This is a genomic window from Paenibacillus andongensis, assembly GCF_025369935.1.
In the GTDB taxonomy this organism is placed as follows: domain Bacteria; phylum Bacillota; class Bacilli; order Paenibacillales; family NBRC-103111; genus Paenibacillus_E; species Paenibacillus_E andongensis.
Window position 1 is genome coordinate 875,617 of sequence record NZ_CP104467.1, and the last position, 24,934, is coordinate 900,550.

Annotated in this window: 19 protein-coding genes, 1 pseudogene and 1 riboswitch; of the genes and pseudogenes, 19 read left to right on the forward strand and 1 reads right to left on the reverse strand. The window is 43.3% G+C overall.

The window, feature by feature from the left end:
* Positions 1-19 precede the first annotated feature (19 nt).
* The 11 genes from NYR53_RS03890 to NYR53_RS03940 all read left to right on the forward strand — a co-directional run bounded on the left by NYR53_RS03890 (position 20) and on the right by NYR53_RS03940 (position 13,022).
* A complete protein-coding gene (locus NYR53_RS03890) occupies positions 20-826 on the forward strand; it encodes a hypothetical protein (protein ID WP_261304018.1) in 807 nt (268 codons plus the stop codon).
* 95 nt (positions 827-921) lie between these two features.
* Positions 922-5,601: a type VII secretion protein EssC gene (essC, locus tag NYR53_RS03895; protein ID WP_261304019.1), complete on the forward strand. Its 4,680-nt coding sequence runs from the start codon at positions 922-924 to the stop codon at positions 5,599-5,601.
* Positions 5,602-5,639: 38 nt separating this feature from the next.
* Positions 5,640-6,467, forward strand: coding sequence for a hypothetical protein (locus tag NYR53_RS03900; protein WP_261304020.1), 828 nt, complete (start codon positions 5,640-5,642; stop codon positions 6,465-6,467).
* A gap of 11 nt (positions 6,468-6,478) precedes the next feature.
* A complete protein-coding gene (locus tag NYR53_RS03905; RefSeq protein WP_261304021.1) occupies positions 6,479-6,730 on the forward strand; it encodes a hypothetical protein in 252 nt (83 codons plus the stop codon).
* Positions 6,731-6,746: 16 nt separating this feature from the next.
* Positions 6,747-7,073, forward strand: a complete 327-nt coding sequence (locus NYR53_RS03910) for a WXG100 family type VII secretion target (RefSeq protein ID WP_261304022.1) — start codon at positions 6,747-6,749, stop codon at positions 7,071-7,073.
* Positions 7,074-7,101: 28 nt separating this feature from the next.
* Positions 7,102-7,416 (forward strand): WXG100 family type VII secretion target, encoded by a 315-nt coding sequence (locus NYR53_RS03915; protein ID WP_261304023.1) that lies wholly within the window; start codon positions 7,102-7,104, stop codon positions 7,414-7,416.
* A 23-nt stretch (positions 7,417-7,439) separates the two neighbouring features.
* The gene (locus NYR53_RS03920; RefSeq protein WP_261304024.1) at positions 7,440-7,745 is read left to right on the forward strand and encodes a WXG100 family type VII secretion target; all 306 of its coding nucleotides are present in this window, start codon (positions 7,440-7,442) and stop codon (positions 7,743-7,745) included.
* Between the two features lie 105 nt (positions 7,746-7,850).
* Positions 7,851-8,981 (forward strand): hypothetical protein, encoded by a 1,131-nt coding sequence (locus NYR53_RS03925; RefSeq protein WP_261304025.1) that lies wholly within the window; start codon positions 7,851-7,853, stop codon positions 8,979-8,981.
* A gap of 304 nt (positions 8,982-9,285) precedes the next feature.
* Positions 9,286-9,555, forward strand: a complete 270-nt coding sequence (locus tag NYR53_RS03930; RefSeq protein WP_261304026.1) for a DUF4176 domain-containing protein — start codon at positions 9,286-9,288, stop codon at positions 9,553-9,555.
* Between the two features lie 99 nt (positions 9,556-9,654).
* Positions 9,655-10,482 carry a PP2C family protein-serine/threonine phosphatase gene (locus NYR53_RS03935; RefSeq protein ID WP_261304027.1) on the forward strand — a complete coding sequence of 276 codons (828 nt, stop codon included), beginning with the start codon at positions 9,655-9,657 and terminating at the stop codon, positions 10,480-10,482.
* A 2-nt stretch (positions 10,483-10,484) separates the two neighbouring features.
* On the forward strand, positions 10,485-13,022 hold the full coding sequence (locus NYR53_RS03940) for a serine/threonine-protein kinase (RefSeq protein ID WP_261304028.1): 2,538 nt from the start codon (positions 10,485-10,487) through the stop codon (positions 13,020-13,022).
* A 134-nt stretch (positions 13,023-13,156) separates the two neighbouring features.
* On the opposite strand, the pseudogene NYR53_RS03945 reads toward NYR53_RS03940, so the two are convergent.
* Positions 13,157-13,325: pseudogene (locus tag NYR53_RS03945) on the reverse strand (transposase domain-containing protein); the annotation flags it as partial.
* Positions 13,326-13,370: 45 nt separating this feature from the next.
* Here NYR53_RS03945 and NYR53_RS34385 point away from each other — a divergent pair.
* From NYR53_RS34385 to NYR53_RS03980, 8 genes are all read left to right on the forward strand, one after another.
* On the forward strand, positions 13,371-13,550 hold the full coding sequence (locus tag NYR53_RS34385; protein WP_367618659.1) for a PD-(D/E)XK nuclease family protein: 180 nt from the start codon (positions 13,371-13,373) through the stop codon (positions 13,548-13,550).
* 24 nt (positions 13,551-13,574) lie between these two features.
* Positions 13,575-13,760 carry a hypothetical protein gene (locus tag NYR53_RS03950; RefSeq protein WP_261304029.1) on the forward strand — a complete coding sequence of 62 codons (186 nt, stop codon included), beginning with the start codon at positions 13,575-13,577 and terminating at the stop codon, positions 13,758-13,760.
* Between the two features lie 1,095 nt (positions 13,761-14,855).
* Positions 14,856-15,224 carry a hypothetical protein gene (locus NYR53_RS03955; protein WP_261306274.1) on the forward strand — a complete coding sequence of 123 codons (369 nt, stop codon included), beginning with the start codon at positions 14,856-14,858 and terminating at the stop codon, positions 15,222-15,224.
* A 14-nt stretch (positions 15,225-15,238) separates the two neighbouring features.
* On the forward strand, positions 15,239-20,122 hold the full coding sequence (locus NYR53_RS03960; protein ID WP_261304030.1) for a DUF4132 domain-containing protein: 4,884 nt from the start codon (positions 15,239-15,241) through the stop codon (positions 20,120-20,122).
* Between the two features lie 400 nt (positions 20,123-20,522).
* Complete coding sequence (cysD, locus tag NYR53_RS03965) at positions 20,523-21,446, forward strand: sulfate adenylyltransferase subunit CysD (protein ID WP_261304031.1); 924 nt, start codon at positions 20,523-20,525, stop codon at positions 21,444-21,446.
* A gap of 1 nt (position 21,447) precedes the next feature.
* Entirely contained in the window at positions 21,448-23,187 is a 1,740-nt protein-coding gene (locus NYR53_RS03970) for a GTP-binding protein (protein WP_261304032.1), read from the forward strand.
* Positions 23,188-23,394: 207 nt separating this feature from the next.
* The gene (locus tag NYR53_RS03975) at positions 23,395-23,706 is read left to right on the forward strand and encodes a DUF1806 family protein (RefSeq protein ID WP_056830839.1); all 312 of its coding nucleotides are present in this window, start codon (positions 23,395-23,397) and stop codon (positions 23,704-23,706) included.
* Positions 23,703-24,407: a PIG-L family deacetylase gene (locus NYR53_RS03980; RefSeq protein WP_261304033.1), complete on the forward strand. Its 705-nt coding sequence runs from the start codon at positions 23,703-23,705 to the stop codon at positions 24,405-24,407. Before NYR53_RS03975 ends, NYR53_RS03980 begins: the two co-directional genes overlap by 4 nt.
* 424 nt (positions 24,408-24,831) lie before the next feature.
* A riboswitch (cyclic di-GMP riboswitch) is annotated at positions 24,832-24,915 on the reverse strand.
* Positions 24,916-24,934 lie beyond the last annotated feature (19 nt).

Below are 24,934 nucleotides of genomic sequence, written 5' to 3' on the forward strand. Positions count from 1 at the left end.
AAACCTGGAGGCTCTTCAGATGAATTCAGTAATCCTTGATCGAAGCGTTGCAAAACGATATTTTTACGGCACAAAAGGCCCTAAATTGCTAGGGACCGTTGGTACCATCATCGCGTTTATGTTTGGGCACTCCATTTCCAGTTATAGAGGTCCTTCCTATGGTATCATATTCGCTTTACTAACGATCATTGGTGCCATCATTTGGGCGTTAGTGGAAAAATTCGGTATGAAAAAGGAACAGGAAAATGTTATTGATGCTTGCATCGAAGCAGATCTTAGTAACTTCAGGGAGAGAGCTTTGAAAAAGCTTGGACTTGTGAACGAGCAGGTTAGCATCATTACACCAATTAAGGTATTAGGCCCATATTACGGGCATACAGAGTTGAAAGTGAAAAGCAATATATTTACAGCCCTATTCAAGGCAATCTACCGGTTTTTCACATATACAACCCAATTGAAGTTCAAGTATGGCAGTGATGATAAACTTAGATACTCCTTAATACAGGCACATATGTTTTTCTTCAGCGATAGCCAAATTTACGTGTATGACATTTGTTACGATATCTGCAGTGGGGACATTTTCGAGGAATCTACATTGGAATATTTCTATCGGGATATCGACTGCGTAATTACTGGAGAAAAGATGGAGAAGGTTTTATCCAAGAAGAAAATCATTAACAAGAAATTCGAATACTTTAAAGTGGTTGTTACATCGGGAACTTCTACTCATGCACTTGCGGACGTGGAGACTTCCATCCTAGATACTCAAGTCATGGCCATGCGCAACTTAGTAAGGAGTAAAAAAGAAGAAATGCTTGTCGGTTAGTTATCAAACAAATCAAGGCTCATCCAGTCTCAGTATGTACTTGAGAACACACTGGACGAGCCGGATTCTTGAGTGCAAGAGAGCGGAGTGATAACATGTCAGACTTTTTGGTAGCCATATGTATAGACAACATCGTAAAAGAGTTAAAGCTTAGTACTCTGCTAAGTAAACAGACCGGTTCAGTGCTAGATCGTGAGTTTCTGGACAGTAGCGTAGATCTTCTCTTACCGTTCTATAAGTCCGATCAGTCGTGGATGGTGGGAATAGCTGATAGAAGCAAAGCAATCATAACGGTTAATAGTGAAGAAGTCAGTGAAAAAATCATCGAACACGCCGATTATATTACGGTTAAAGATGTAGAGAATGATATCCAGTACAGCCTGCTTATCCTTTCTTTAGAGAAGCATGCATTAGAGTTTCACAAATATTACTTAGAAAACAACAAAAATATCTTTATCGGCCGATTGCCGGAAAGTGATATTTATTTCAACATAAATAACATGATCTCCAGAAAGCATGCCGCATTAAGAGTGGAGGCCAATGGGGATACGTATATCGAGGATTTGTCTGGTAAAACCGGCGTTTATGTCAATGGCCAACGAATGAACTCCGCAAAACTTAAGATAGGGGACATCGTCTTCATCATTGGTCTGAAGATCGTCTATATGGGAGGGTACATTGCGGTTAGCAGCAATATAGCGGGAGCTACGCTGCAACCGTTCCTTCAACCCAACATCGCAGAGCCTCTTGCCGAAAGCAAAACCAGAAACACATTCTACACGCGCTCGCCTCGAATTATGAAAACGTTAGAATCCGGAGTGTTCGAGATTGATGCGCCGCCGCCAATCCAAAAGAGCAGAAGAATGCCGTTGATCTTCACACTCGGTCCCTCTTTAACGATGGTGATCGCGATGCTGGCCAGTCTTGGATTCACGATTGCCCGTGCCTCCTCGGGATCCTCAATTGCGATGAGCTTAACGATGACGGTTAGCATGATGATCGGGGCAATCCTGTGGCCCACTTTAATGAACCGGTACCAGAAAAGGTTAGAACTCGCAGATGAGAACTACCGGCAGAAGAGATATGCTCAATACATCGAACAGCAGAAGGCGATTCTTGATGACAAGTATCAAAGAAATAGCCGTATTCTTCAAGAAACGCACTTTCCTGGTCCTAACCAAATTTATAATATTATGAAAAATAAAGAGAGTGAACGTCGCCTCTGGGAACGTAAACCGAGCGATTCGGATTTTCTGGAAGTGCGCCTAGGAAAGGGCGAACGGGACTTTGAGGTTCAGGTAACCTTTCCGAAGCAAGGCTTCATGCTGGATGAAGATCCGCTTATCAATGAACCTGCTAAGCTTGCGCAGAAATACGCCAAACTGCACGATGCTCCCATCACTGTTTCGTTGTTAGATGAAAGAACGGTCGGTTTGATCGGCGATCGCGAGAAGATTATGAACAACATGAAATGCATGGCGTTACATTTGGCCGGTCTGCACGCTTACGATGAAGTGAAGATGGTGTTCGTTTACAACGAGTTTGAGAGCGCACATTTCGAATGGACAAAGGAGTTGCCTCACGTCTGGAGCACCAATCGAAATATTCGTTATGTTGCCACGAACAAGAATGAGGTTCATCAGCTCTTTAACGCCATTGATGAGGCTGTCAAAGAACGCGAACAAGGCTCGTCGAGAGATTCCCGCTCGAACGGTCTCCTTAAGCCACACTTTGTCGTGTTCATTGCGGATGAGAAACTAGTAGATAATGAGCCGCTTATGCGATACATCGCGAATCCGCATAATGTCGTGAGCATTTCCGGTGTGTTTATTTACGGTGGTATTTCCAAATTGCCTAAAGATTGTGAAGTAATTATCCAGAACGACGATTCGGAGTGCGGCATTTATTATAAGAATAAATTGAACAACAGATTAATGAAATTTACTGCCGATGAAGTGAGAAACGAAGATTTGGTCGATTTCTCTCAACGCCTTTCTACGGTTTCGGTCAAAACTGAAAGTATGAACCTTAGCGTGCCTGAGCGCGTATCCTTCTTGGGCATGTATAAGGCCGGCAATATCGAGGAATTGAATATCGAGCGATTTTGGAGCGAAAATTTATCTTATCAATCGCTGGCTGCCCCTATTGGAATTAAAGCCGGCGGAGAGTTGTTCTCACTCGATATTCACGAGAACTATCACGGCTGCCACGGTTTGGTAGCAGGAATGACGGGCTCCGGTAAGAGTGAGTTTCTGCAGACGTATATTATTTCCGCAGCCATTAATTTCCATCCTCACGATTTGTCCTTTGTCCTAATCGACTACAAAGGCGGCGGTATGGCCAACATTTTTGATGGGATGCCACATATCGCGGGTAAAATAACGAATTTATCCGGAAGCCAATTGAATCGCTCGTTAATCTCGATCAAAGCCGAATTAAATCAAAGGCAGCTGTTATTTAACCAATATGGCATCAATCATATTGACAAATATCAAAAGCTCTATAAAGAAGGCAAAGCGAGCATTCCGCTTCCGCATCTTGCCATTATCTCCGATGAATTTGCGCAGCTGAAGACCCAACAACCAGATTTCATGCGCGAGCTGATTGACGTTGCCCAGATTGGACGAAGCTTAGGAATTCATCTGATTCTGGCCACGCAGAAGCCGTCAGGTGTCGTGGACGATCAAATTTGGAGTAACTCGAAATTTCGAGTGTGTTTAAAGGTGCTGGATAAGTACGACAGCAATGAAATGATTAAGAAGCCGGATGCAGCGATGATCAAGCTGCCTGGTCGCTGTTATGTACAGGTCGGTTACGACGAAATCTTCGAATTCGTGCAATCCGGCTATAGCGGAAGCGAATACGTCCCTGTTGACGGTTATATTGACGAGGAAGATAGAACCGTAAGTCTTATCAACAATACCGCAACGCCGCTGCATGTCGCCAAGGAAGAGATGAAAGGCCGGAAGACGGGGAAATCGCAATTGGAGTCTTTGATCGATAAGGTTATTGAGATTGCGGCCCGTAACGAAATCGAACCTATTCGGCTCTGGATGGAGCCACTCCAAGAGGAGATTGCACTCAGTGAGATCGAGGGCTTCGGAGCTTACGGCTTTAACGGCCGGGAGTGGCAGGAGTCGGACAAACACCTAGAGGCTACGATTGGTTTGGCGGATTTCCCGAGAAAGCAGAAGCAGCTGCCGCTGACAGTCAATTTGATGAAAGACGGCCATATCGTTGTGTACGGTACCTCGGGTATGGGGAAGACCACTTTCGTCCAGACGCTCCTTTACAGCTTGGCTTATACGTATTCACCTGATGATATCCATATGTACGTGTTTGATTTTGGCGGTAGGACATTGGGGTATTTTTCCGAGCTCCCGCATTGCGGCGGTGTGTTCTATGCGGATGACGAAGATCGAGTTGAAGATACGGTGAACGGGCTTCTTGAATTGATGGAGCAAAGAAAACGGTTATTTTCGGAAAATAACGTCGGATCGTTCGATGGATACATATCCGCAACGAAGAAGAAGCTTCCAGCTGTAGTTTTAGTTGTAGACAACTATTCCGTTCTCAAGGAGCGGTTCTATCGCTTAGAAGACAATATCGTCAAACTAGCAAGTAACGGGAAAACGTACGGCATTTACTTAATCATTACAGGGAACAGCAAAGGAGCCGTGTTCTATAAAGTTACCGAACACGTATCCAACTTTGTTACGCTGCGCTTGAATGACAGCATGCATTATCGCGAAGTGTTAAACACGTCCGTTCCGCTTGACCTGGATCACGTCCGAGGCAGAGGTCTGACGGTCGTTGGCGAAGTCATAGAGTTCCAGACGGCCTTAGTTGCCAAGAAGAACAATGAGATTGAACTCGTCTCTTATATTCGCGAGCAAATCGCTAGAATGAGTGCGTCATGGACAGGGGAAGAAGCGGCGCTCGACGGTGTACATGAGGCGGTAGCGTATGTCGCTGCGGCTTCGGAGGCGAAAGCGTCCAAACAAAAGCCTCAATCGGCATCTCTAAGATCAGACACGAATCACGCATTACCATTGATTGAAATCGACGAGCATGCTCTGTATGTTGGGAATTCACCAAGGAACAATGCTCCCAAAGGCTTAGCGCTCAAGGATCTTCATACGTTCTTTATCGGTGGGCAAGAAGAAACCGGAAAGACAGCTATGCTGAAGAGCCTAATCACTGATATGAATCAATACGTGGGCAGGCAAGTAATGTTTATAGATCGGGACAATCAAGAATTGCAGTCATTCTGCGAGGAAGCCCGTGTTGATAGGTATATGTCCTTGGCATCGGAAGTTGATGACTTTATCAAGGAGCTTGCTGCAATCGTTAAAGAAAGAAGTACGGAATATGAGGTGCTCCGTACGAATGTGGAAACGGAAGACGATGTGTATGGTTTCATGTTGAAGTATCAGAAGCAATTTATCTTCATCAACGGCTTCTCGGATTTCTACGATATGATTTCCGACGATGCAGCAGACAAATTGGATCGGCTCATACCGATCTGTAAAGGACTAAACATCTATTTCATTACGATGGATAACTTTGCAGAGCTGAAGGAATATGCCCCAACCCCTCTCTATTTACATTTAGTTAAAGCGGAGAAAGGGATCGTCATGGGCGGTTCCGTGAGCAAACAGCCTATCTTTACCTTCGAGAATATGAATCAGCAAGATCGGAACAAAGTTTTGCCAGCAGGTCATGGCTTTCTGTTCGATAACAACAAATTTGAAGTGATTACTATGCCCTATTAAGAGAGGATGAGGATTGAAAAGTGAGCTCTAGTGCCTTCTTGGAGTTACTATTTTCTGAAGAAGAATTTATTATGCTCTCTTTGTTGTTGGGGGCTGACAAAATTGTTGGTATAGAGGACAATGAGAGTTTGTTGAAGAAATCCGCGGCTGAACTTCAGGACATTTGGGTCAAGGTCAAGGTAGGTCTGCAGGAAAAGCGATACATCGGCAATGAACAAGATCAAACGCTTGAAGTGGATGCTGCCGTCTATCATTTGCTTTCGATTTGCCACCATCCGGAACTCTTGTTTACTGCCCAAATGACAGAGCACAAAGCCGAGAGCCTGCATACGAACTACTACTTCAATGCCGATGGCATTGTCTCTCTAACCATTCATTCACCGGAAGGTTCGCGGGCTCAGATCGCGCTTAAGCACTATGAGAAAGTAACGGACGTTACGGACCACTTGGAGAAAACCTGGAATCCGTATGCGACCAATTATGCCGACACGGAAGAATTCGTTGAGACTGCGCTAAGTAAGTCGAAGTACTTCTCCTTCATTGCTGCCCTGAACATGAAGAACTTGGTCAAGGCCGCCGAGCTCTTAACGACAGTTGGTTTGAACGAAGAGGATGCCCAGGATGCGGCCTCAGGGTTCATTAATAAGGGCCGATTCGTCACCTTCTGCTGCTCTAGAATTACCGATGAGGTAGAAGTATCTAAAATGATTATGTTTTATTTTGGCGTGAAGGCGTGCTGGATCATTGAAGTTCCAAGCGGAGAAGACACCGCACTGAAACTGACCAAAGCATCCGTAGAACAGTGTTTACAGCCCATGAAACAACTCATAATGACCCAATACGGAAGTCTCGCTACTTATTCATAAGGAGTGAAAGGATGAACAAGATTTCATTAAACGTTCATGTTCCGGCGGTTGGTCGTAAACATGACTTTCTAGTCCCGGAAATGATGAGTATTAGCAAAATCATTAGCCTCATGGTGAACATCCTATCCGAGGAGTACCCGGGGATCAGGATCGATTCCAAGCAATTATCACTTATGGATATGAGAAGCAACAAGGTCATGCAGCAGGCGTGTACTTGCAAACAGTTGGGAGTTATTAACGGGAGCAAACTGATGCTCTTATAAGGAGGTGATAAGTTGAATGGATTTTCGCATTAATTATTCACAAGTCGTAAGCCAAGCGAATCATATTCATGATTTGGCTCGCAACTTGAACACCAATGTAAGCGGGCTCGAGAACTTGATGCAGCAGATGAAGAGTGCTTGGAAAGGTCCCGCAGCGGAAGCGTGTTTGAAGCAGTGTGAATTATTAAAGACGGAAATGAACGCAACGTTCAGGCAAATGGAAGATGTCTCAAGTACGATCAAGCAAGTAGCAGATCGAATCCAGCGTGAAGACGAAGCTGCTGCCGAGAGGGCAAGGCGATTGTCCCAAGGGAAAATCGGCGGCGGTGGCGTTTTCAAATAAAACCTTATATCTGAAAGGAGATTTACGAATGGCAAACAACAGTATGCGAGTGGAAACAACGGATTTAAGAAATTCTGCGAAGTTGATTGAAGACAAGACAGGGAAGTATGTGCAGGAGTATTCGAAGATTTACAACGACGTTATTGCTAATCTCAAGGTAAACTGGCAGGGACAATCCAGCGAAGCATTCAATAGACAGATCGAGGGATATCGCAACGATTTCGACGAGCTCGCCACAGTATTAAAGAGCTATTCGGACTTCTTGGTGAAAACAGCGGATAAAATCGAAAAAACGGAAGATGCGCTGAAAAACGCTGCCAGCAACTTAAACTCAGGACGCTAATTCATAAAAAAGGGTGATTAAACATGGCATCGATTAAAGTGAATTCAACGGTAATGCGAGACAAAGCGGAATCTCTGAAAGGGATCGCGAAGTCGATCCAGACGTTCACGGAAGAAATGACGAACGAAATCAACCGTCTAAGATCCTCTTGGGAAGGCGACGTTGCCGAAACAACGGTTAAGAAATTTAACGACCTTAAGGATGATTTTGACAACCGTTTCAATACCATCAACGAATACGCCAATTTCTTAGTGAAAGCAGCTGAGGAATGGGATAAGGTGAACCAAGAAAATCTCCAAGCTGCAGAAAGCCAACGCAGCGACACCTAAGCAGCAGGATGCAAATAGACAGAATTTGCATGTCTGCGACGCTGTGGTTAAAGAGATGCAAATTCTGTCATTTGTACAACGCGCAATTACATAGGAGGTGATCTGGTGACATTCATTGTAGTTGATAGATCCAGATTTAGAGGCTTTGAAGGTACAGCGAAAAAGCTTAGCGGCGATGTAAGAAGAGTCCACGACGATCTAATTTCGACTGGACGCAATATGGATTGGGATATCCGCTCCTCAGCTGGAATCGATCGAACGATTGCCGCGTTGAATAATGATCTTGAGAAGCAAGCCGACGTACTGAATAAATTGGCCGCTTTCTTCGTCCATGCTTTACAGGAATATGAAAAGCTGGACAAAGAGCAGCTGGCGGAGATTCAGAAGGTCGTAGACCCTACGGTTGTTACTCCTCAAAATCAGAGTATTGTAAGTGATATCCTAAAGTGGTTTGGTACAAGTAATGGGCTTACACTATTGAAATTGGGTTTGTTATCTTCAAATCCTGGGCTAGCTAGTCTGTTATTGTCAGAAGAAGTAATAAGAAGGAATCTGTTAGGAAACAATTCTCCAACAACTAAGGATACTAACGATAGTTACCATGCATATAAGAAAGAGAACATTGGAAAAAATGGGAAGACAGGAATATATGCCGGGGGATATGAGCTTGACGATAAATCTGTAAAAGCCTATGTAGGGAAGGCTTCGGCAAGCGGGAAATATGGGATTACAGAAGGCGAAGTAAATACTTATGTAGGGAAAACAGAGGCAAATTGGGATGCGCATGCAGGATTGTGGACTAAGGACTATAATGAGACTACTAAAAAATGGGAGACAGGTAAGTTCAATCCTAATTTAACACTAGAGGGAGGCGTAGAGGTTGATCTGATTGAAGCAGAAGCGAAGGGGAAAGTTGGCAACGATGATCTTGCTCTTATCGGTGAGGCCAAAGGAACTGTAGGCTCCGCAGAAGCAAAAGCGGGAATAGAATTTGATTTGCAAAAACTTGAATTAGATGCCAAAGGTTCATTGAAAGCATCCGCCTTTGCAGGTGAGGTGAAGGGTGGATTTGAAATTCTTGGGTATGAAATAGGAATTAAATTAAAAGGTGATGCTCTCTCAGTAGGTGTAGAGGGAGAGGCGCAATTTGATGTCGAGCGTCAAAAGTTCAAGATAGGCGGAAGTGCATCCGCATTATTTGGTGCGGGGCTAGAATTAGAAATCGGTAAAAAATAGGTAAATATTCCGGAGTTGATGAATTGGGAGAGGGTAGAAGAAATTATTACGAGGTCAGCTTAACGCTAAAAGACATTATCTATTTTTTCCTATGCCGAAAAAAATGTCTAAAATGTAATGGGAAATTGAAAAGAGTTTATAAGACTGAATATGCTGGAATAGGGAAAAGGAACAATAGCTCCATCTTAAACACCACATATAAGGAATACGACCTCAATGAGGTCCAAATATTATATCAGTGTATAGTGTGCGATTCTGTTTTCCCGATATCAAACTTAAGTACGAGTATGAGGAGGAAATGACCATGAAAGATTTATTGCCTATTGGTTCAATTGTCTTATTAAAGGATAGTACGAGAAGAGTAATGATTACTGGTCGAGTACAAAAGGAAGTTGGGCAGGATGCTAAAACATGGGATTATTGCTCATGCCTTTATCCGGAAGGAAATATTAATCCTGAGCAATCTTTTTTATTTGATCATGAGCAGATCGAAAGAGTATATTTTATAGGTTTTCAAGACGAAGAGGAATTTGCATTTATGGACTACCTAAAGCAATTATATGACAAACAATAGAGGTAAGCGGATATGGAACGATTCTGGAAAGTGTGTCAAATTAACACTTCCGTAATGTCTCATATAGGTCGAGTTCGCTCGAATCATGAGGACAACTTCTTGCTGAACAATGGATCTTATATCTCCGAAGAACAGCAAAAAACCATTATCATTAATGGTAACTCTTTGAATCCTGAGTCATTTGTTTCTGCGCAATATTCGGCAAATAACGCTGCGAAGGGTATTTTTGCTGTTAGTGATGGTATGGGGGGACACAATGCGGGCGAGGTTGCTAGCCTGCTTGCTGTAGCTTACTTAAATAATGCCAGAAATTATATATTAAATACGGAGCAAATTGAGGCTTCAGTTGAACGTTATCAACAATATGTGAACCAAGTGAATCGAGAAATATGTAACAAGGCTCACCGAAATTCCGGTTTAGATGGCATGGGAGCAACCTTATCTTCTTTGATATTAAAAAATGATAGTGTGGTCGCTGTGAATATTGGCGATAGCCGTGTATACAAGTACGACGGAGAGAATCTTCTGCAAATGACCAAAGATCATACAGAGGGCCAAAGACTATTGGATTTGAAACTATTAACGGTTAAAGAAGTGGAGAGCTTTAAGTCTAGGAAAGCATTAAGTCGTTATCTCGGAATGAATGACGATTTCGCTATATTAAAGGGAGAAGCAACAGATATTTTCCCGATCCATCAAAGAGAGTGGTTTTTACTTTGCAGCGACGGTTTGAGCGATGTAGTATTTGATTCGATGATTGAAATGATACTAGGTCAATTCTATAAATTCGGGAATATCAAAGAAGCTGTACAGACCTTAGTAAAAGCAGCGCTTGATGGCGTGAACGGCAGACATGGAGGAAGCGATAATATAACAGCAATGATAGTTGAAATATCACCATCATCCGAATCATGCAGGGGGAAGTGAGTATGGAGAATCCGAAGGATCTGACAGGACAAATGATTTTGGGTTATCATGTTGAAGAGCAAATTGGCTCCGGTGGCTTCGGCACCGTTTATAAAGTGTCAAAGACCAATGTGAGTGGTGAGTTTATTTATGCAATGAAGCATATTACGATTCCGACAGAAATGCAGTACAACGATGTACTGAGTTCTATGGGGGGGGATTATTCCAAGGCGGATAACTATTTTACATCGGTGCTTACCGACATCATTCACGAAATTAATATTTTAAGTTCATTGTCAGAGAAAAATAGTAATCACGTCGTTATCTACTATGATAATGAAATTGTTAAACAGGAAAGCCCCTTGAGATATGATATTTATATACGAATGGAGTATTTGACTCCGCTGACAGCCTATGCAAGAACCCATGAGATGAAAGTTATGGATATTCTAGATTTGGGAATTGATATTCTTTCGGCTCTAGATCTCTGCCATTCCAATCATATTATTCATAGAGATATTAAGGATGATAATATATTTGTAAATAAAGATGGAAAATGTAAACTTGGTGATTTCGGAATCGCCAAAGTTTTGAAGGATACATCAAGAGCTGCTTCAGTGAAAGGAACCCCTGCCTTTATCGCGCCTGAAGTTTACTCCGGCCAAGAAGAGTACAGTCATATTGTTGATTTGTATTCACTTGGCATTGTTTTGTATAAATTATTGAATTATTCTAGACTACCATTTCTGCCTGATTATCCAGCGACTTATGAAATGGATGACGTTGATCGCGCGATCGGAAGACGCTTATTAGGTGAAATTCCGGATCGCCCGGCAAACGCGCGAAATGAACTGGGTGACACTCTTGTTAAAGCTATTTCTTCGAAGGAAAATAGGTTTAAGAATGCGAAGGAATTCTCAGATGCACTAGTAGAAATTAAGCATCGTTTGCCAAGGGAAGAGCTTGAACGAGTTATCAATAAGCATATTGTTGTAGCCACAGCTAACCACCAAACGAAACGTCCCAATAGCATGGGTTTTCGAGATGCGAGTTCCAAAGATTATGATCAAACAATCGGTGCCAATGTGTTGGGAAATGCATCAGGGAAACAAATTTTAGGCGATAAATATACAAATACTATTGATCATATTAATAACAAGGATCTGTTCAAGTCCGTAGGCGCCACTCCAATTTATTCAACACAAAATGTGGCAGCTGGAGCTGAGTCTCAAGCTCGAGAGAACCTATTTACGATGCCTGATGATCCTTTGTCGAGACCAACGGAAAAAATATATCGTGAATATACTGCACCAATTGAAAAGAAGGATTTCATATGGGCGATTTATTTGGCCCCCGTTATCATTGGCCTTATTGGCATTATCCTGTTTTTTGCTGTTGTTCCTCAGGCGATCGGAAAGCTGATCCCGCTGAACGATTTGCTCGCAGGTAATTTTGATAAAATGTTGAGTGTCAATAACCTAAGTTCGCTGTTGAGTAAGAAAATGTTAGTTTTTAGAGCCCTATTTTATCTGATATTTGTGGCTTTTGTTACTTCTTTGTTTTTTGTAGGGAAACAATTACAAAAGAAAAAGGAGCCGAATGCTCTAGGTGCTATTCTTCGTGGCAAAGAACCTTACTTTAAAATGCTAGTGATCAGCGGATCTATGAATGAAGCCAGAAGAACAATGAGAAATAATGCTGATGTGAATAAGATGCAAGAGAGAATCAAAAGGCTTGAGGAACAACTGAAAAGCGAGACGGACTTCGGATGCGGCAATGATCAGATTACCGACTGCGAGAATGATATCGCCGAAAAAATTCGATTTCTAACCGAGATCATTAGTAGTCTCTCTAATGATGAGCAATTAACAAGGAAGTTACATATTGCCGAAAAAACTGCTTTGAGTTTGGTAAGTTTACTTAGAATTAGGCGTGAAATGACAATAACTAAAAATCAACATGTAAGTACAAATAAAGTCGGTTTATTTGCGATCCTTTTAATCATCATTGTTTTTGTAATCATGTTCATGATCCCAATTAACAAGTCTAAAGCCGATTTGAGTGTTTCGAATGATTCGAGTAGTAATTTGGCAACGAATAGTCCAACAACTAGAAGCAGTTCGTCAGATTTATCAAAAGTGAATCAAGATTTGTCCCAATCTGTTTCAGGAAGTAATTTAAATGAAGAACAGAAGAAAAAGATACCAGATGTCGTCAGTGGTACTACAGTGCAAACAAATGCACCTGTTTCAACGACGTGGATATCTGATTTGAATTCTGATTTGTTGGTTATTAATATCGATATTAAAGCAGCAGATTTAGCAAATACTTGTATTACCTTCAATAAAAAATGGGGAAGTACAGTAAAAAAAGCATCAAGTGATGCGTTTTTTAGCAAATCAAATGATTATGAGAATATAAGAGATATTGAGATTACACTTGGCTCCATGAAATTTTGGAGTGAGGCAATTTTGGACAGTAAAGGATCTGATTCATTAGAGCTGGATTCTTTGAAAAGCTCACTGAATAAGCTTAAACGCATTACAGATCAAAAAAGCTAGTAATATTTTTTGGTTTATCATTTACTAGATTGGGCATCCTTTTACAAGATTTGGAGATTCTAGTGAAGAGGTGTCTTTTTAGTAAGCGTAAACTAGTCCCCACCTTGTTGTTAAAGGATAGGGGCTATTTTACGCTATGTATTAAATACACGGCAGGTCAAGGGCAGTGTCTGAAGACCAAGGAAGCAGTTTATCGAGCGCTTCCTTATCGTTTGGGTTTGCCAGCTGAGGTAATATCTCAAACACATAGGTCAAATAGACAAAGGGATTCAATCCATTCTCCTTGGCTGTTTCGATGCATGATTTGGAGGAGATCCAGGCGGAGTTCAATTTGTTTAAGTTGCAGGTATAGCAGAAGCGGAAAATAGACATTTCGACATTATTGCTTGGCTTCTTGATTCCAAAGGAACACACTATAGTGGTGACTATTTTCTTAAAAGATTTTTAAAGCTAGTTTCTTCCAAATCAGATCATCAAAACGCAGCTACTCCGATTAAGATTGATGTTTGGAATTATGGAGAACTGTAAGTCAAACAGGAGTGGTTCCGGTTATTGAATCTAGTTTTAATGAAATACGGATTTTCACCGGTAATTGTAAAAGCCGCAAACGATCCTCGTTTGAGATATTATGAAACTTTAGAATTAGCAAGTATAGGCCATGATGTAAAACGATTCATTCAGTTAATTGCTGGGTGTGTAGAGGATAGTTTGCAAAGATATATTGGAGCAGTAAAGTGATTTTTTATCTGATAAAACCCTATCCTTATATCTTAGGATAGGGTAGTTTGGAAGTGGCATAAAGGGCAAATTATTGCTCCTCTATTGCAAAATATTGGTGGAAAATTGGTGTTAAACTGGTTATAAAGTGTAGCAGTAACCCACTATAAGCTGCCTACTAGAGCCGATAGTAGAGTCGAAGAATCCTGTAAAATCAAGGCTTCAGGCGGATTGAAACAGGTTCTAGCCGAAGGCCGAATTGACTCGCATACGGTGCATGTATGTGCTTATTAATTTAAAATCAATCAGTTACATAGAACAAATATGAGACTGCCTTAATTGGTGGTCTCTTTTGAATGGGGCTAAAATTAGTTGGAGTTCGGGTGATGTGTGTACACCGAGCTTTTATGAAACGCAGTAGGAGGAGCTGCAGGAATGGCGAGAGAAGCGGCGTGTGGGTAAAGTTAAGGTGACGCTGGATCGGGAGCATTTGGATTTGGGTAGTGAGGTTTTGGGGATTGGAGTGGAGTAGGATGGAGGGCTATCGAATAGGGTCTATAAACGGTTTAAAACAAATCGCTTCACCAGCTAGTGGGTAGGGGGATAATAAAAGAGCGACTAAGGAACTAGCGGGCAGTCAGCAGGATAACCTAGCAAGTCTGGAAGAAGCGTTTCCGACGTCGGTGAATGATCAAATAATCGATTAACAGCAGGCACCCTCCGTGGTGCCTTTTTTGTGTTGTAGAATAACGTGCGGGAGAGTGAACGAATGTGATTGGGTTGGCCTTATTCGACGGCGGATACCGGGTGTCTTTGTTTCGTCTCGGTGTAATGGCCCGAGTGGCCGATGAAGGGTTACACCACACCTGTTTTTTTCATCAATTTTTAAAAAAGTCGGGAGAATGAATTGAGGCTTTTATTAAATTTCGACAAAGTCAGAGGGAAATTCTTCCTTCCGGCGAAGTCATTAGAGTTGGTGTTTAAAAAGGTATTAAGGGTTCCTAGACTTTATATATTAGTTTAAATAGTCAATATGCCATATATCTAGGTAGAAACGGAGCTGCAATGAGAATTTATTTTACCGTAAAAAGTGTCGGTAAGAGAAAGCCTTTCTTGATGAAGAAGGAATACATCCTCGCATCTGTACCATGTACTCTCAGGGAGTTAATTACTGAAATTGTCGCTCACCATGTACGAGAATATAATGAACGGACTGAGGAGAGCCAACTCTTAGCATTTTTAACTGAAGAAGAAATTAACGCTAAAGGAATTGAAGGGAAAGTGGGGTTCGGCTCAAAGTATGATGATAGACAGGCGAACGAAGAAGAATCCATTCAAACTGCGCTTTTAGCCTACGAGGATGGGTTGTACCGGGTGTTTTTACGCGAAGAGGAAGTCTCCGATCTGAGTTCAAGGATAGACATTCAGGATGGGGATGACATTACATTTATTAAATTTACGATGTTAGCCGGCCGACTTTGGTAATGGAGGGAACCTAATTGCTATTTTTTCAACGGGAAGACGAAACAACCAAGCAACTGGAACTAATGATATTTGAGAAATTGGATAAGGCGCCTCGAGAAAGACGCATGACCTATCAAGAGATCGGTGCACTTCTCGATCAAATTTATGCGCAAGAAACGGGGGATTCTTATTTTGCCCCTTTCGTTTCTATCCTCAAACAAAAGGCTGGTGAGTATCCGGCTGAAATCATGCGGTATTTATCCATACATATAACTGAGTACCCCTACAGCACTGGGTATGTACGCAGGCCATATCGTACGAAGAACCCTCGTGTTCATGTAGAAAATATGGTTCGTAAGCTGTTTGCTCTATACGATCTCACTAGGACCAACTTTTCGCTCATAGAGTACCTCACGACACCAATCAACCAAATTGACAGTTCGATGGTTTCCTATATGCTTGCTTTTGAACTAGATCAAAACAATCGTAAAGTGTTTGATGCCCTTAAGGAGATTTTATTTGGAGATAACAACACTGCTCTACTGAATCGGGCTATGATTCGAGGCATCTTCTTCTGCCATCAAGAAGAGGCTCATCAAATGCTCAGCCAGATGCTGATCGCTGCGCGACTGCAGGAGGGCTTGCGCCAAAGTATCGTCGAATCCATGGACGAGGGCACGATTGAAGCCTTGACGTATTTACTTAAGGTCATTATCGACAATGATTTCATCCGTTACAGCTCCGTCATTCGTGCACTGGATGTATGGACGGGCCTTGCGCTTGAAGCGGCTAATACCAGGGTCGTCAAGCAATGCATCGAGTATGCGCACACGTGTTTGAACGATGACGATCTTTGTCATGAGTGGTCGGGAAGTAATGATGTTCATAAGCTGTATTTCTCCCTATGGGCTACGGCCGCTAGAGAAGAGGATCGACTCCATGACCTAATCAAGCACATTATGGAAAATGGCGCAACGTACCAAAAAATCACAGTTCAATATTTCCTGGCACAAAGTCAAAATAACGAACTGCGTTTTTCCCTTTCCGTTCCCTATATAGCGCAATCCGACTTGGAGCTGCAGTCGCTTGTCATTGCCAATTACGTGTATAAGTGGTCAAGCATTTGGCGAGCTCATCCGGATTATGAAACCATAAAAAACAAACCTATCGTCGAACGAGTCGCCATACTAGAAAGGAAAGAGGAGAGGGTCCGGCAATTCGAGCTATTTAAAACGATGCTGGTCCACATGCCGAAGCAGGAGGTGGTGGAAAAGTCGAAAGTTTTTGACTGGATGACATATTCCCACTCCACCGATGCAATCGCCAATAAGATGCTGTATCTCACGGCTTATGATCTGGACTCTGATTTGACCGCTCAGGTTATAGCCCTTAAGGATCGGGTCAGTCCCGACCTACGTAATGCTTTGATCCGGTCCTTTACGAGCGATGTAACCAATCCGGTGCAGAGACAGTTTCTTTTGGACTCCTTATCCGATAAAAGTATATCCAATCGTGAAGCGGCGTTAACTAGAATTAACGAAATGAAGATTACTCCGCTGGATGCCGAAATGATTCAAGGTCTTTTAAAACTAAAGACCGGCGCGCTTCGGCAAAGCGCCATCAAGATTCTGCTAAAGCAGGACTTAGATCAGCTTGACCATTCCATTGAAATGCTTCTCGAGAGTCCAGTGGAGCTGCAGCGTTTAGGCGCTTTGGAGATGCTCTGTGTGTTGAAGGAAGATGATCAGCGAGTTACCCAGTTTGAGCGGGTGAAGCATCACGTTGCGTCCATTAAGGAGCCATCTGATAAAGAGCGTTTACTGGTAGATCGCTTGCATCAAGAGGAGCAGAAGGGCCTCCATAACGGTTTCGGTTTATTCGATCTAAATAGGGAACAGGACCTCCACAAGCTTCCGGACTATCCAGATGTCCGCGTAAAAGACTTCTTTGAGATGTCGATCGCAAAGATCAAAGCGTTTCTACAAGGCTTATCGGATTTGATCCATACAAATCGGGACTATGAATATACAGTCGAAGGGTATGCAGGCAGTAAGGAGAACCATCTGCTGGGAGCAAGGTTGGATCGTCTAAAGGGATACCAGAAGCAAGAGCGTGAAAAGACATACTTGGAAGGTTATCCGCTAGCGGAAGTATGGGAGCACTACCTACAAGAGAGCGAATGTACGCCTCAAGAGCTCACTCAGATTGCTTTTTATTTCACTTCGGAACCCCTTTATAAGTACGTTACGGATAAACTGATAAGCTGGGAAATGAATCGGTATAAGCCATTGGGAGAATGGGGGAAGGAATTTATATCGGAACTGTATCCAATGGAAACGATTCATGCTTTCTTTGAATTTATCCCTAACCTGCCGTATCTCCAGCAAGTTCGGCAAATCCTATTTGCCTACTTCCATGACAGTGATAAGGAAGAACGGTTCTCTATGTCCAGCAAGATCCTAAATAAAATCATCGGAGCTTTGCAAAGGATGGAGCTGGAGGAAAACTCGAAAGCGTGGTCTAGCCTTACGTCACCATGGAGCTCCTGGTCTGGCAGTCTCACCTATGACGATCATTCATTTCTTGAGTATTTCGCGATGACGCTGAATCTCGATAGGCTTACTCATTATGAAGATTTTCACCCGGAGCTCAAAGAGTTTGTCCGAGCACATGATTTGGGCCTCATTGATGATGATGAACTTTATAGAGAACTCATGACTCGAAAACGAAGGAGCCAGCAGCACATCAGAACGATCACCGAGAAGAGGATCGACTTTGTGAAGGAAAATTCCTCGATACATAGGTTTAAGGAGAAAGTACTCTCCGTAATTCTGGAATTGGAACTGAATCGTGGTGATTTACCAACGGACGTATCCGACCTCGCGATGGGTATAAGCTATTATGAGGGGATCGAATACTTCATAGCCATTTTATCTGGCCTCGACCAGGATGCGTTTGTGCGTGGTTATATTTACGGCAATCGGACCAAGAAGGAGGCTCTTAGCCATCTTCTTCGCGTCTGTCATCCGAAAGAAGGCGACGATGCTCAGAAGCTCGCAGAAATGCTGAAAGGGAAAAGCATTTCCGATAAGCGGCTGCTGGAGGCAGCGATGTACGCTCCGCAATGGATCGAGCTTGTATCCGAGCATTTGAAGTGGAACGGACTTCGAAGCGCCGCGTGGTACTTTCATGCCCACGTCAATGATAGCTTCTCCGCAGAGAAAGAAACGATAGTCGCCCACTATTCACCGATCTCGCCTGCGGAATTCAACGATGGGGCATTCGATATCCATTGGTTCAAGGATGCTTATCAGGAATTAGGCGAGAAGCGATTCAACGTGCTGTATCAATGTGCCAAATATATTTCCGCAGGAGCCAATCACCGTAGGTCCCAGTTGTTCGCGGATGCTGTTCTTGGCAAACTGGACCTGAATGAAATCCGGGCTTCTGTGGAGGCCAAGCGGAATAAAGACCATCTGCTTAGTTACAGCTTAATTCCGATTGGCCAAGATCGCGACCGGGATGTGCTCGGAAGATATGAATATATTCAGCAATTTCTCAAAGAGAGCAAGAAATTCGGTGCGCAGCGCAGTGCCAGCGAAGCAAAAGCTGCGATCATTGCACTCGATAATTTGTCTCGAAACGCAGGGTACCAAGATGTGATTCGGCTCAAATGGGATATGGAAGCACGGAAAATGGAAGAGATACTTCATCTACTCGAGCCGATGGTGATTGATGATATGGAAGTGAAGCTTGTTATCGATGAGTCCGGCCGAGCAGACATTGAGGTAGCCAAGCAAGGCAAGATACTGAAATCCTTGCCCTCCAAGTACAACAAGCACCCTTATATTGTTTCCTTGAAAGAAACGGTCACTAGCTTAAGGGATCAATATAAGCGGGCGAAGAGCGAATTTGAGAAATGTATGGAATCGGAGAGCACCTTTACACTTAAAGAGCTTTCGAGTTTGTTGAAGAATCCTACAATCGCTCCTCTTCTTCGAACACTTGTCTTTAAAACCGGAGATAGACTCGGGTTCTATGAAGACGGTCATTTAGTCGACGCGACTGGCGGTGGAGCTTACCCTTTGTCCACTGAAGATATTCTTTGCATTGCGCACCCATTCCATCTGTATAAAAGCGGAGAGTGGAGCCTGTACCAGAAGTCTCTTTTCGATCGGCAGTTGAAACAGCCGTTCAAACAAGTATTCAGAGAGCTGTATTTGCCAAATAAAGACGAGTTGGAGAACGGTTCAGTTACGAGACGGTACGCCGGCCATCAAATTCAGCCAAAGCGGGCTGCCGCTCTGCTGAAAACTAGGCTTTGGACAGTCAGCTACGAAGAGGGATTGCAGAAGGTATTCCATAAAGAGAATATCATTGCACAGGTATATGCCTTAGCGGACTGGTTCTCACCTTCAGATATCGAGGCGCCTACCCTTGAGACTGTCTCTTTCATGGATCGCAAAACATATAAGCCGCTTGAAATCAGCAGCATTCCTGGCATTATCTTCTCGGAAATTATGCGGGATGTGGATCTGGTCGTGAGTATAGCACACGCTGGCGGTGTTGATCCTGAAGCGAGCCTAACAACGATTGAACTTCGAAAAGCAATCGTCATTGAATCTTTGAGGCTCATGAAGATTACCAACGTACGCTTGGAAGGAAACTTCGCCCGAATTACCGGAACGCTTGGAGAATACGGGGTTCATCTAGGGAGCGGAACAGTACAGAAGCAAGCTGCCGGCACTCTGTATATCTTGCCTGTCCATTCCCAACATCGTGGCAAGTTATTTCTTCCGTTTATGGATGAAGACCCAAAAACATCAGAGATACTGTCCAAAATAGTGATGCTCGCACAAGATACGAAAATCAAAGATCCGCATATTTTGGAACAGCTTAAAGGGGTGCAACACGTTTAAAAACTTCGGAGCGGGTTATTTAAAGTAAAAGATTAATAGGGTTTTGACTAATTGGGGACGCGAAATGTTGCGTCCCCAATATTTATTGTAAAGAAACTTTAATTTATTATGAGTAGAATGTTTAATGCTCGCATGGATAAATGAACAGGGGTTCGATTCTACATGCCTTTCTGAATCCTTTTTCCAACGTGAAGAATCCGCTGTTCAGGCGTGACGAAGTAAACTTTCAGTGATTATTTTGCTAAAGAGTGCCGCTTTTCGAAAAAATGCGACATTTTTCGAGGGAAATGTTAGAAATATAGAGAATTTCACTTTATTCCACTTTGCATAAAAGCCAGAATCTGATAGGATATAAAGAAATACGATAGACTTAGTGAGAATTAAAAGGAGGCACCTTTCCATGGAAAAAATGATGCTTGATTCCATACAAGAAATGACGCATCTGGATCAACTCGAGGCTGAAGCGATTTATATTATACGAGAAGTAGCGGCGGAATGTGAAAATCCCGTGATGCTGTATTCGATCGGGAAGGATAGCTCGGTGATGCTGCATTTGGCGCTGAAGGCTTTTTATCCTGAGAAGCCGCCATTTCCTTTCATGCATATTGATACAACGTGGAAGTTTAAAGAAATGATCGAATTCCGCGATCGCAAAGCAAAAGAATTCGGGATCAAGATGATTGTTCACTCCAATCAGGAAGGGATTGAGCAAGGGATCAACCCAATGGATCATGGTTCCGCGTATACGGATATTATGAAAACCCAAGCTCTGAAGCAGGGATTGGACAAATACGGATTTACGGCTGCTTTTGGCGGCGGAAGACGTGATGAGGAGAAGTCGCGCGCGAAAGAGCGGATTTTCTCGTTCCGGAATAAAAACCATGCGTGGGATCCGAAAAACCAACGGCCGGAAATGTGGAAACTTTTCAACACAAGAATTAATAAAGGAGAAAGCATCCGCGTCTTCCCAATATCCAATTGGACAGAAAAAGATATTTGGCAATACATTCGCAGAGAAAACATTGATATTGTACCTCTCTATTTTGCAAAAGAAAGACCCGTCGTCAATCGCGATGGACATATGGTCATGGTGGATGATGATCGCTTGAGACTCGAACCTCATGAAAAAGTTGAAATGAAGAAGATGCGGTTTCGCACATTAGGCTGCTATCCTCTTACTGGCGGAGCTGAGTCGGAGGCGGATACGATAGATGCCATTATCGAAGAAACGCTTGGTGCGGTTTCATCCGAACGGACAACTCGAGTTATTGACCAAGAAGCGGCGGGAAGCATGGAAAGACGTAAACGGGAGGGTTATTTCTAAAATGAAAAGTCTGCTTAAATTTATCACTTGCGGAAGTGTAGACGACGGGAAATCCACCTTAATTGGACATATGCTTTATGAGGCTAAGCTTTTGTTCGCTGACCAGGAAAGAGCGTTGGAGCTGGACAGCAGACTTGGCAGCCGCGGCGGCAAAATTGACTATTCCTTGCTTCTTGACGGGTTGCTGGCCGAGCGTGAACAAGGGATTACGATTGATGTGGCTTATCGGTATTTTACGACGGATCACCGCTCCTTCATCGTAGCGGATACGCCGGGGCACGAAGAGTATACACGTAACATGGCTGTAGGGGCATCTTTTGCCGATCTTGCCATCATTCTTGTGGACGCAAAGAAAGGCGTTATTACTCAAACCAAGCGCCATACTCGGATTTGCGCACTCATGGGCATTAAACATCTTGTTTTAGCTGTGAACAAAATGGATTTAGTAGGTTTTGATCCTACGAGATTTGAAGCGATCAAACAAGAGTTCTCGCAATTGACCGCTGAGTTTCACTTTGAAAGCATTCAGGTGATTCCTGTTTCTGCTACAGAAGGGGATAACATTACGAAAAAATCACTAAATACGTCGTGGTACGAGGGGCTTGCTTTGCTGCCGTATTTGGAAAATGTGGACGTTCATCAAAACGACGACTCAAAGCAATTTATGATGCCGATTCAGCGTGTATGTCGACCGGACCATACGTTCCGCGGTTTCCAAGGCCAGATTGAGGCTGGGAGCATCGCGGTTGGCGATGAGTTGACGACTCTACCTAGTCGTGAAAAAGCGAAAGTCAAACGTATCTTAGTGACAGACCAAGATAGGGATTCAGCCTTTGCTGGACAACCCGTAACCATTCAATTGGATCGGGAAGTTGACGTTTCGCGGGGCTGTGTATTTACGAAGGACAGTCAAATCAAAGAGGCGGATCGTTTCTCCGCTACGATTCTTTGGATGGATGATTCCGTACTGACGCCAGGCAAGAATTATCTGGTCAAAGTAGGAACGAAAGTCCTGCCAGGTACCGTGACGGCAATTAAACATAAAATCGATATTAATACAGGCAACACTGTCTCAGCCGATCATCTTGTCAAAAATGAAGTGGCAAAATGTGAATTTTCATTATCGGACGACATCGTTTTTGATTCCTTTGAACATAATAAAAGCATTGGCGGATTTATTCTGATCGATCGTGTAACCAATATGACATCCGCTTGCGGAGTGATTGACCAAGCCCTTCTAAGCTCTGACAGCTCTGTACAGCTAGATGCGGAAATCACCAGAGATGTTCGTGCCCAGCAAAAAGGACAGAATCCATTAACCCTCTGGTTCACCGGTGCGGTTTCGGATAAATCAACGCTTGCGAAGGAAGTCGAAAAACGTTTGGTATCGACAGGCCACCATACCATGTTACTGGGGAATGGCCAGGGAGAATCGTTGCAGCGATTAGCAGAAGTTGCTAAATTAATGAACGATGCTGGACTTATTGCATTGGTATCGAATAATTCCCCTATCGAAGACGACCGAGAAACCGCGCGAGACATCATTGGCAAAGAATATATTGAAGTTTATGTAAACAGACCTCTTCCAGGCAGCCGGGGCACAAATGATACACCTGGGAACCCGGAAATCGAAGTCGATTTAAGCAAGTTTTCAACCGAAGAAGCTGCAAATTATGTAGTGAAACGAATTATCAGATATTTAATCAATGAGAGTAGTCGTGGACAATTCCTTAATTTCTAATGCGAACATAACCCGTATTTGGTAGCGCAATCGAGCAATGAAATAGTCTTTGCAAAATAGTATCCCTACATCATCGTGAATAGTGATGTAGGGATATTTTTCTTATGTCCGCGGCAGGGGGGCGTTTGAATATTGGGCTAAAAGATGCTAATTTTGTGATACGATTATTAGCAATTTAAATCCTTTCAGAAAAGAGAGCCAAACACGATGATCAAAATAATCAGGTCGAAAGTAGAAGCCGAGCTTCAGGCCTTCGTCGGGACTGACGCATATATCCACAGCGAAGCGACTTCATTTGTCTTCGTTCGCAATTTTAAGGTCAAGGTTACTCATGTCTTTATAGCGGGGGAAGGCCCTTTTCGTGCCGCTCTGCGATTCGATGGACATGGCTGGCTGCGAATGGAGGCGCTGACGCATTATGAGGTAGATGGAAATGGTCGTCTCTTGCTGGCCGGATATGATGACAGAGGTCGGATGAATGTTGCTCTGCACTTGGGAAAGGAGCCGTTTCCAGAATGAACAATATCGATAAAGGCAAAAAGCTCCTCGCGGTGTTTGCACATCCTGACGACGAGTCGTTTATTTGTGGAGGTACTCTTGCCAAATACGCCAGCGAGGGGATCGACATTACGCTGGTGAGCGCCACTCGAGGTGAAATGGGACGACGCATGGGTAATCCACCCTATCTCAACCGGGAATCGATGGCGGCTGCCCGCGAAATGGAACTACGGCAGGCTTGCGAGAGCCTGGGCATCCGGCAGCTCCTATTTTTGGATATCCGCGACAAGACAGTTGAGTTTGTCGATGAGGATAGCCTGACAGCACGGATTGCGACTCTCATTAACGAAGTGGATCCCGATGTCGTGCTTACGTTTCACGAAAAGCTGGGTGGGCACCCAGATCATTGCGCAATTGGAAAAGCGACGACGGCTGCTTTTGGGCGAACTGGACATCGGGGCGCTTTATATTTCATTACATTCGGAGGCGCGATGGAGCGTCCGGAGCGGTACGGGTATTCCCGTAAAGAGGTCATCAAAATCGACGTGCATGATCATCTGGAAGCAAAGCTCGCCGCGTTTCGGGCCCACCGCTGCCAGACCGAAATCGACGAATGGGTATGGCTGCCCGACCATGAGGCGCTATCGAAATTCGGCAGACATGAATACTTTTTGAAGGCGGATAGGGAGGCTTCGGCGCGGGTTCTCGATGATTTATTTTAGCATCTCTCTCGGATCACAAGGGCTGCCACAGCATAAAGGAGCACGCGTATACTAACGAGCTAGCAATTTCTTTAATTAAAATCTAGATTCTAACTAGTTATTAAGCTCAGCCTCCCCGGATCAAGCGGCGGAGGTTTTTTTGTTGCTTAAGAAAACGAAGAGACGGTGATAGGATTTTATGCACGATTTCAAGCGAATTTTATAGCCAAAATGAGAGACATTCGATGGTAAATGGTATATTATTACTATTTATAAGGTGCTTTAATTTAGTACTCTTCTTTTTTATGGAGTGTTATATTTTTCTTTTTCCAACACTCAAATTGTTTTTTCTCAATTCCAAGTTGCTTAATAACCATTTCAATGTTTATTTCCATTTTTTTCATACCACAACCCCCCGAAATTAAAATAGAATAGACCATCTCCTAAAGAAGATGGTCGGTTGCACTAACAGCTCCAACGAATCAAAGTGCCCAGATAAAGATTCGAATTCATAGCTCCCAAATTTGATTTCTTGCTCTATCTACTGC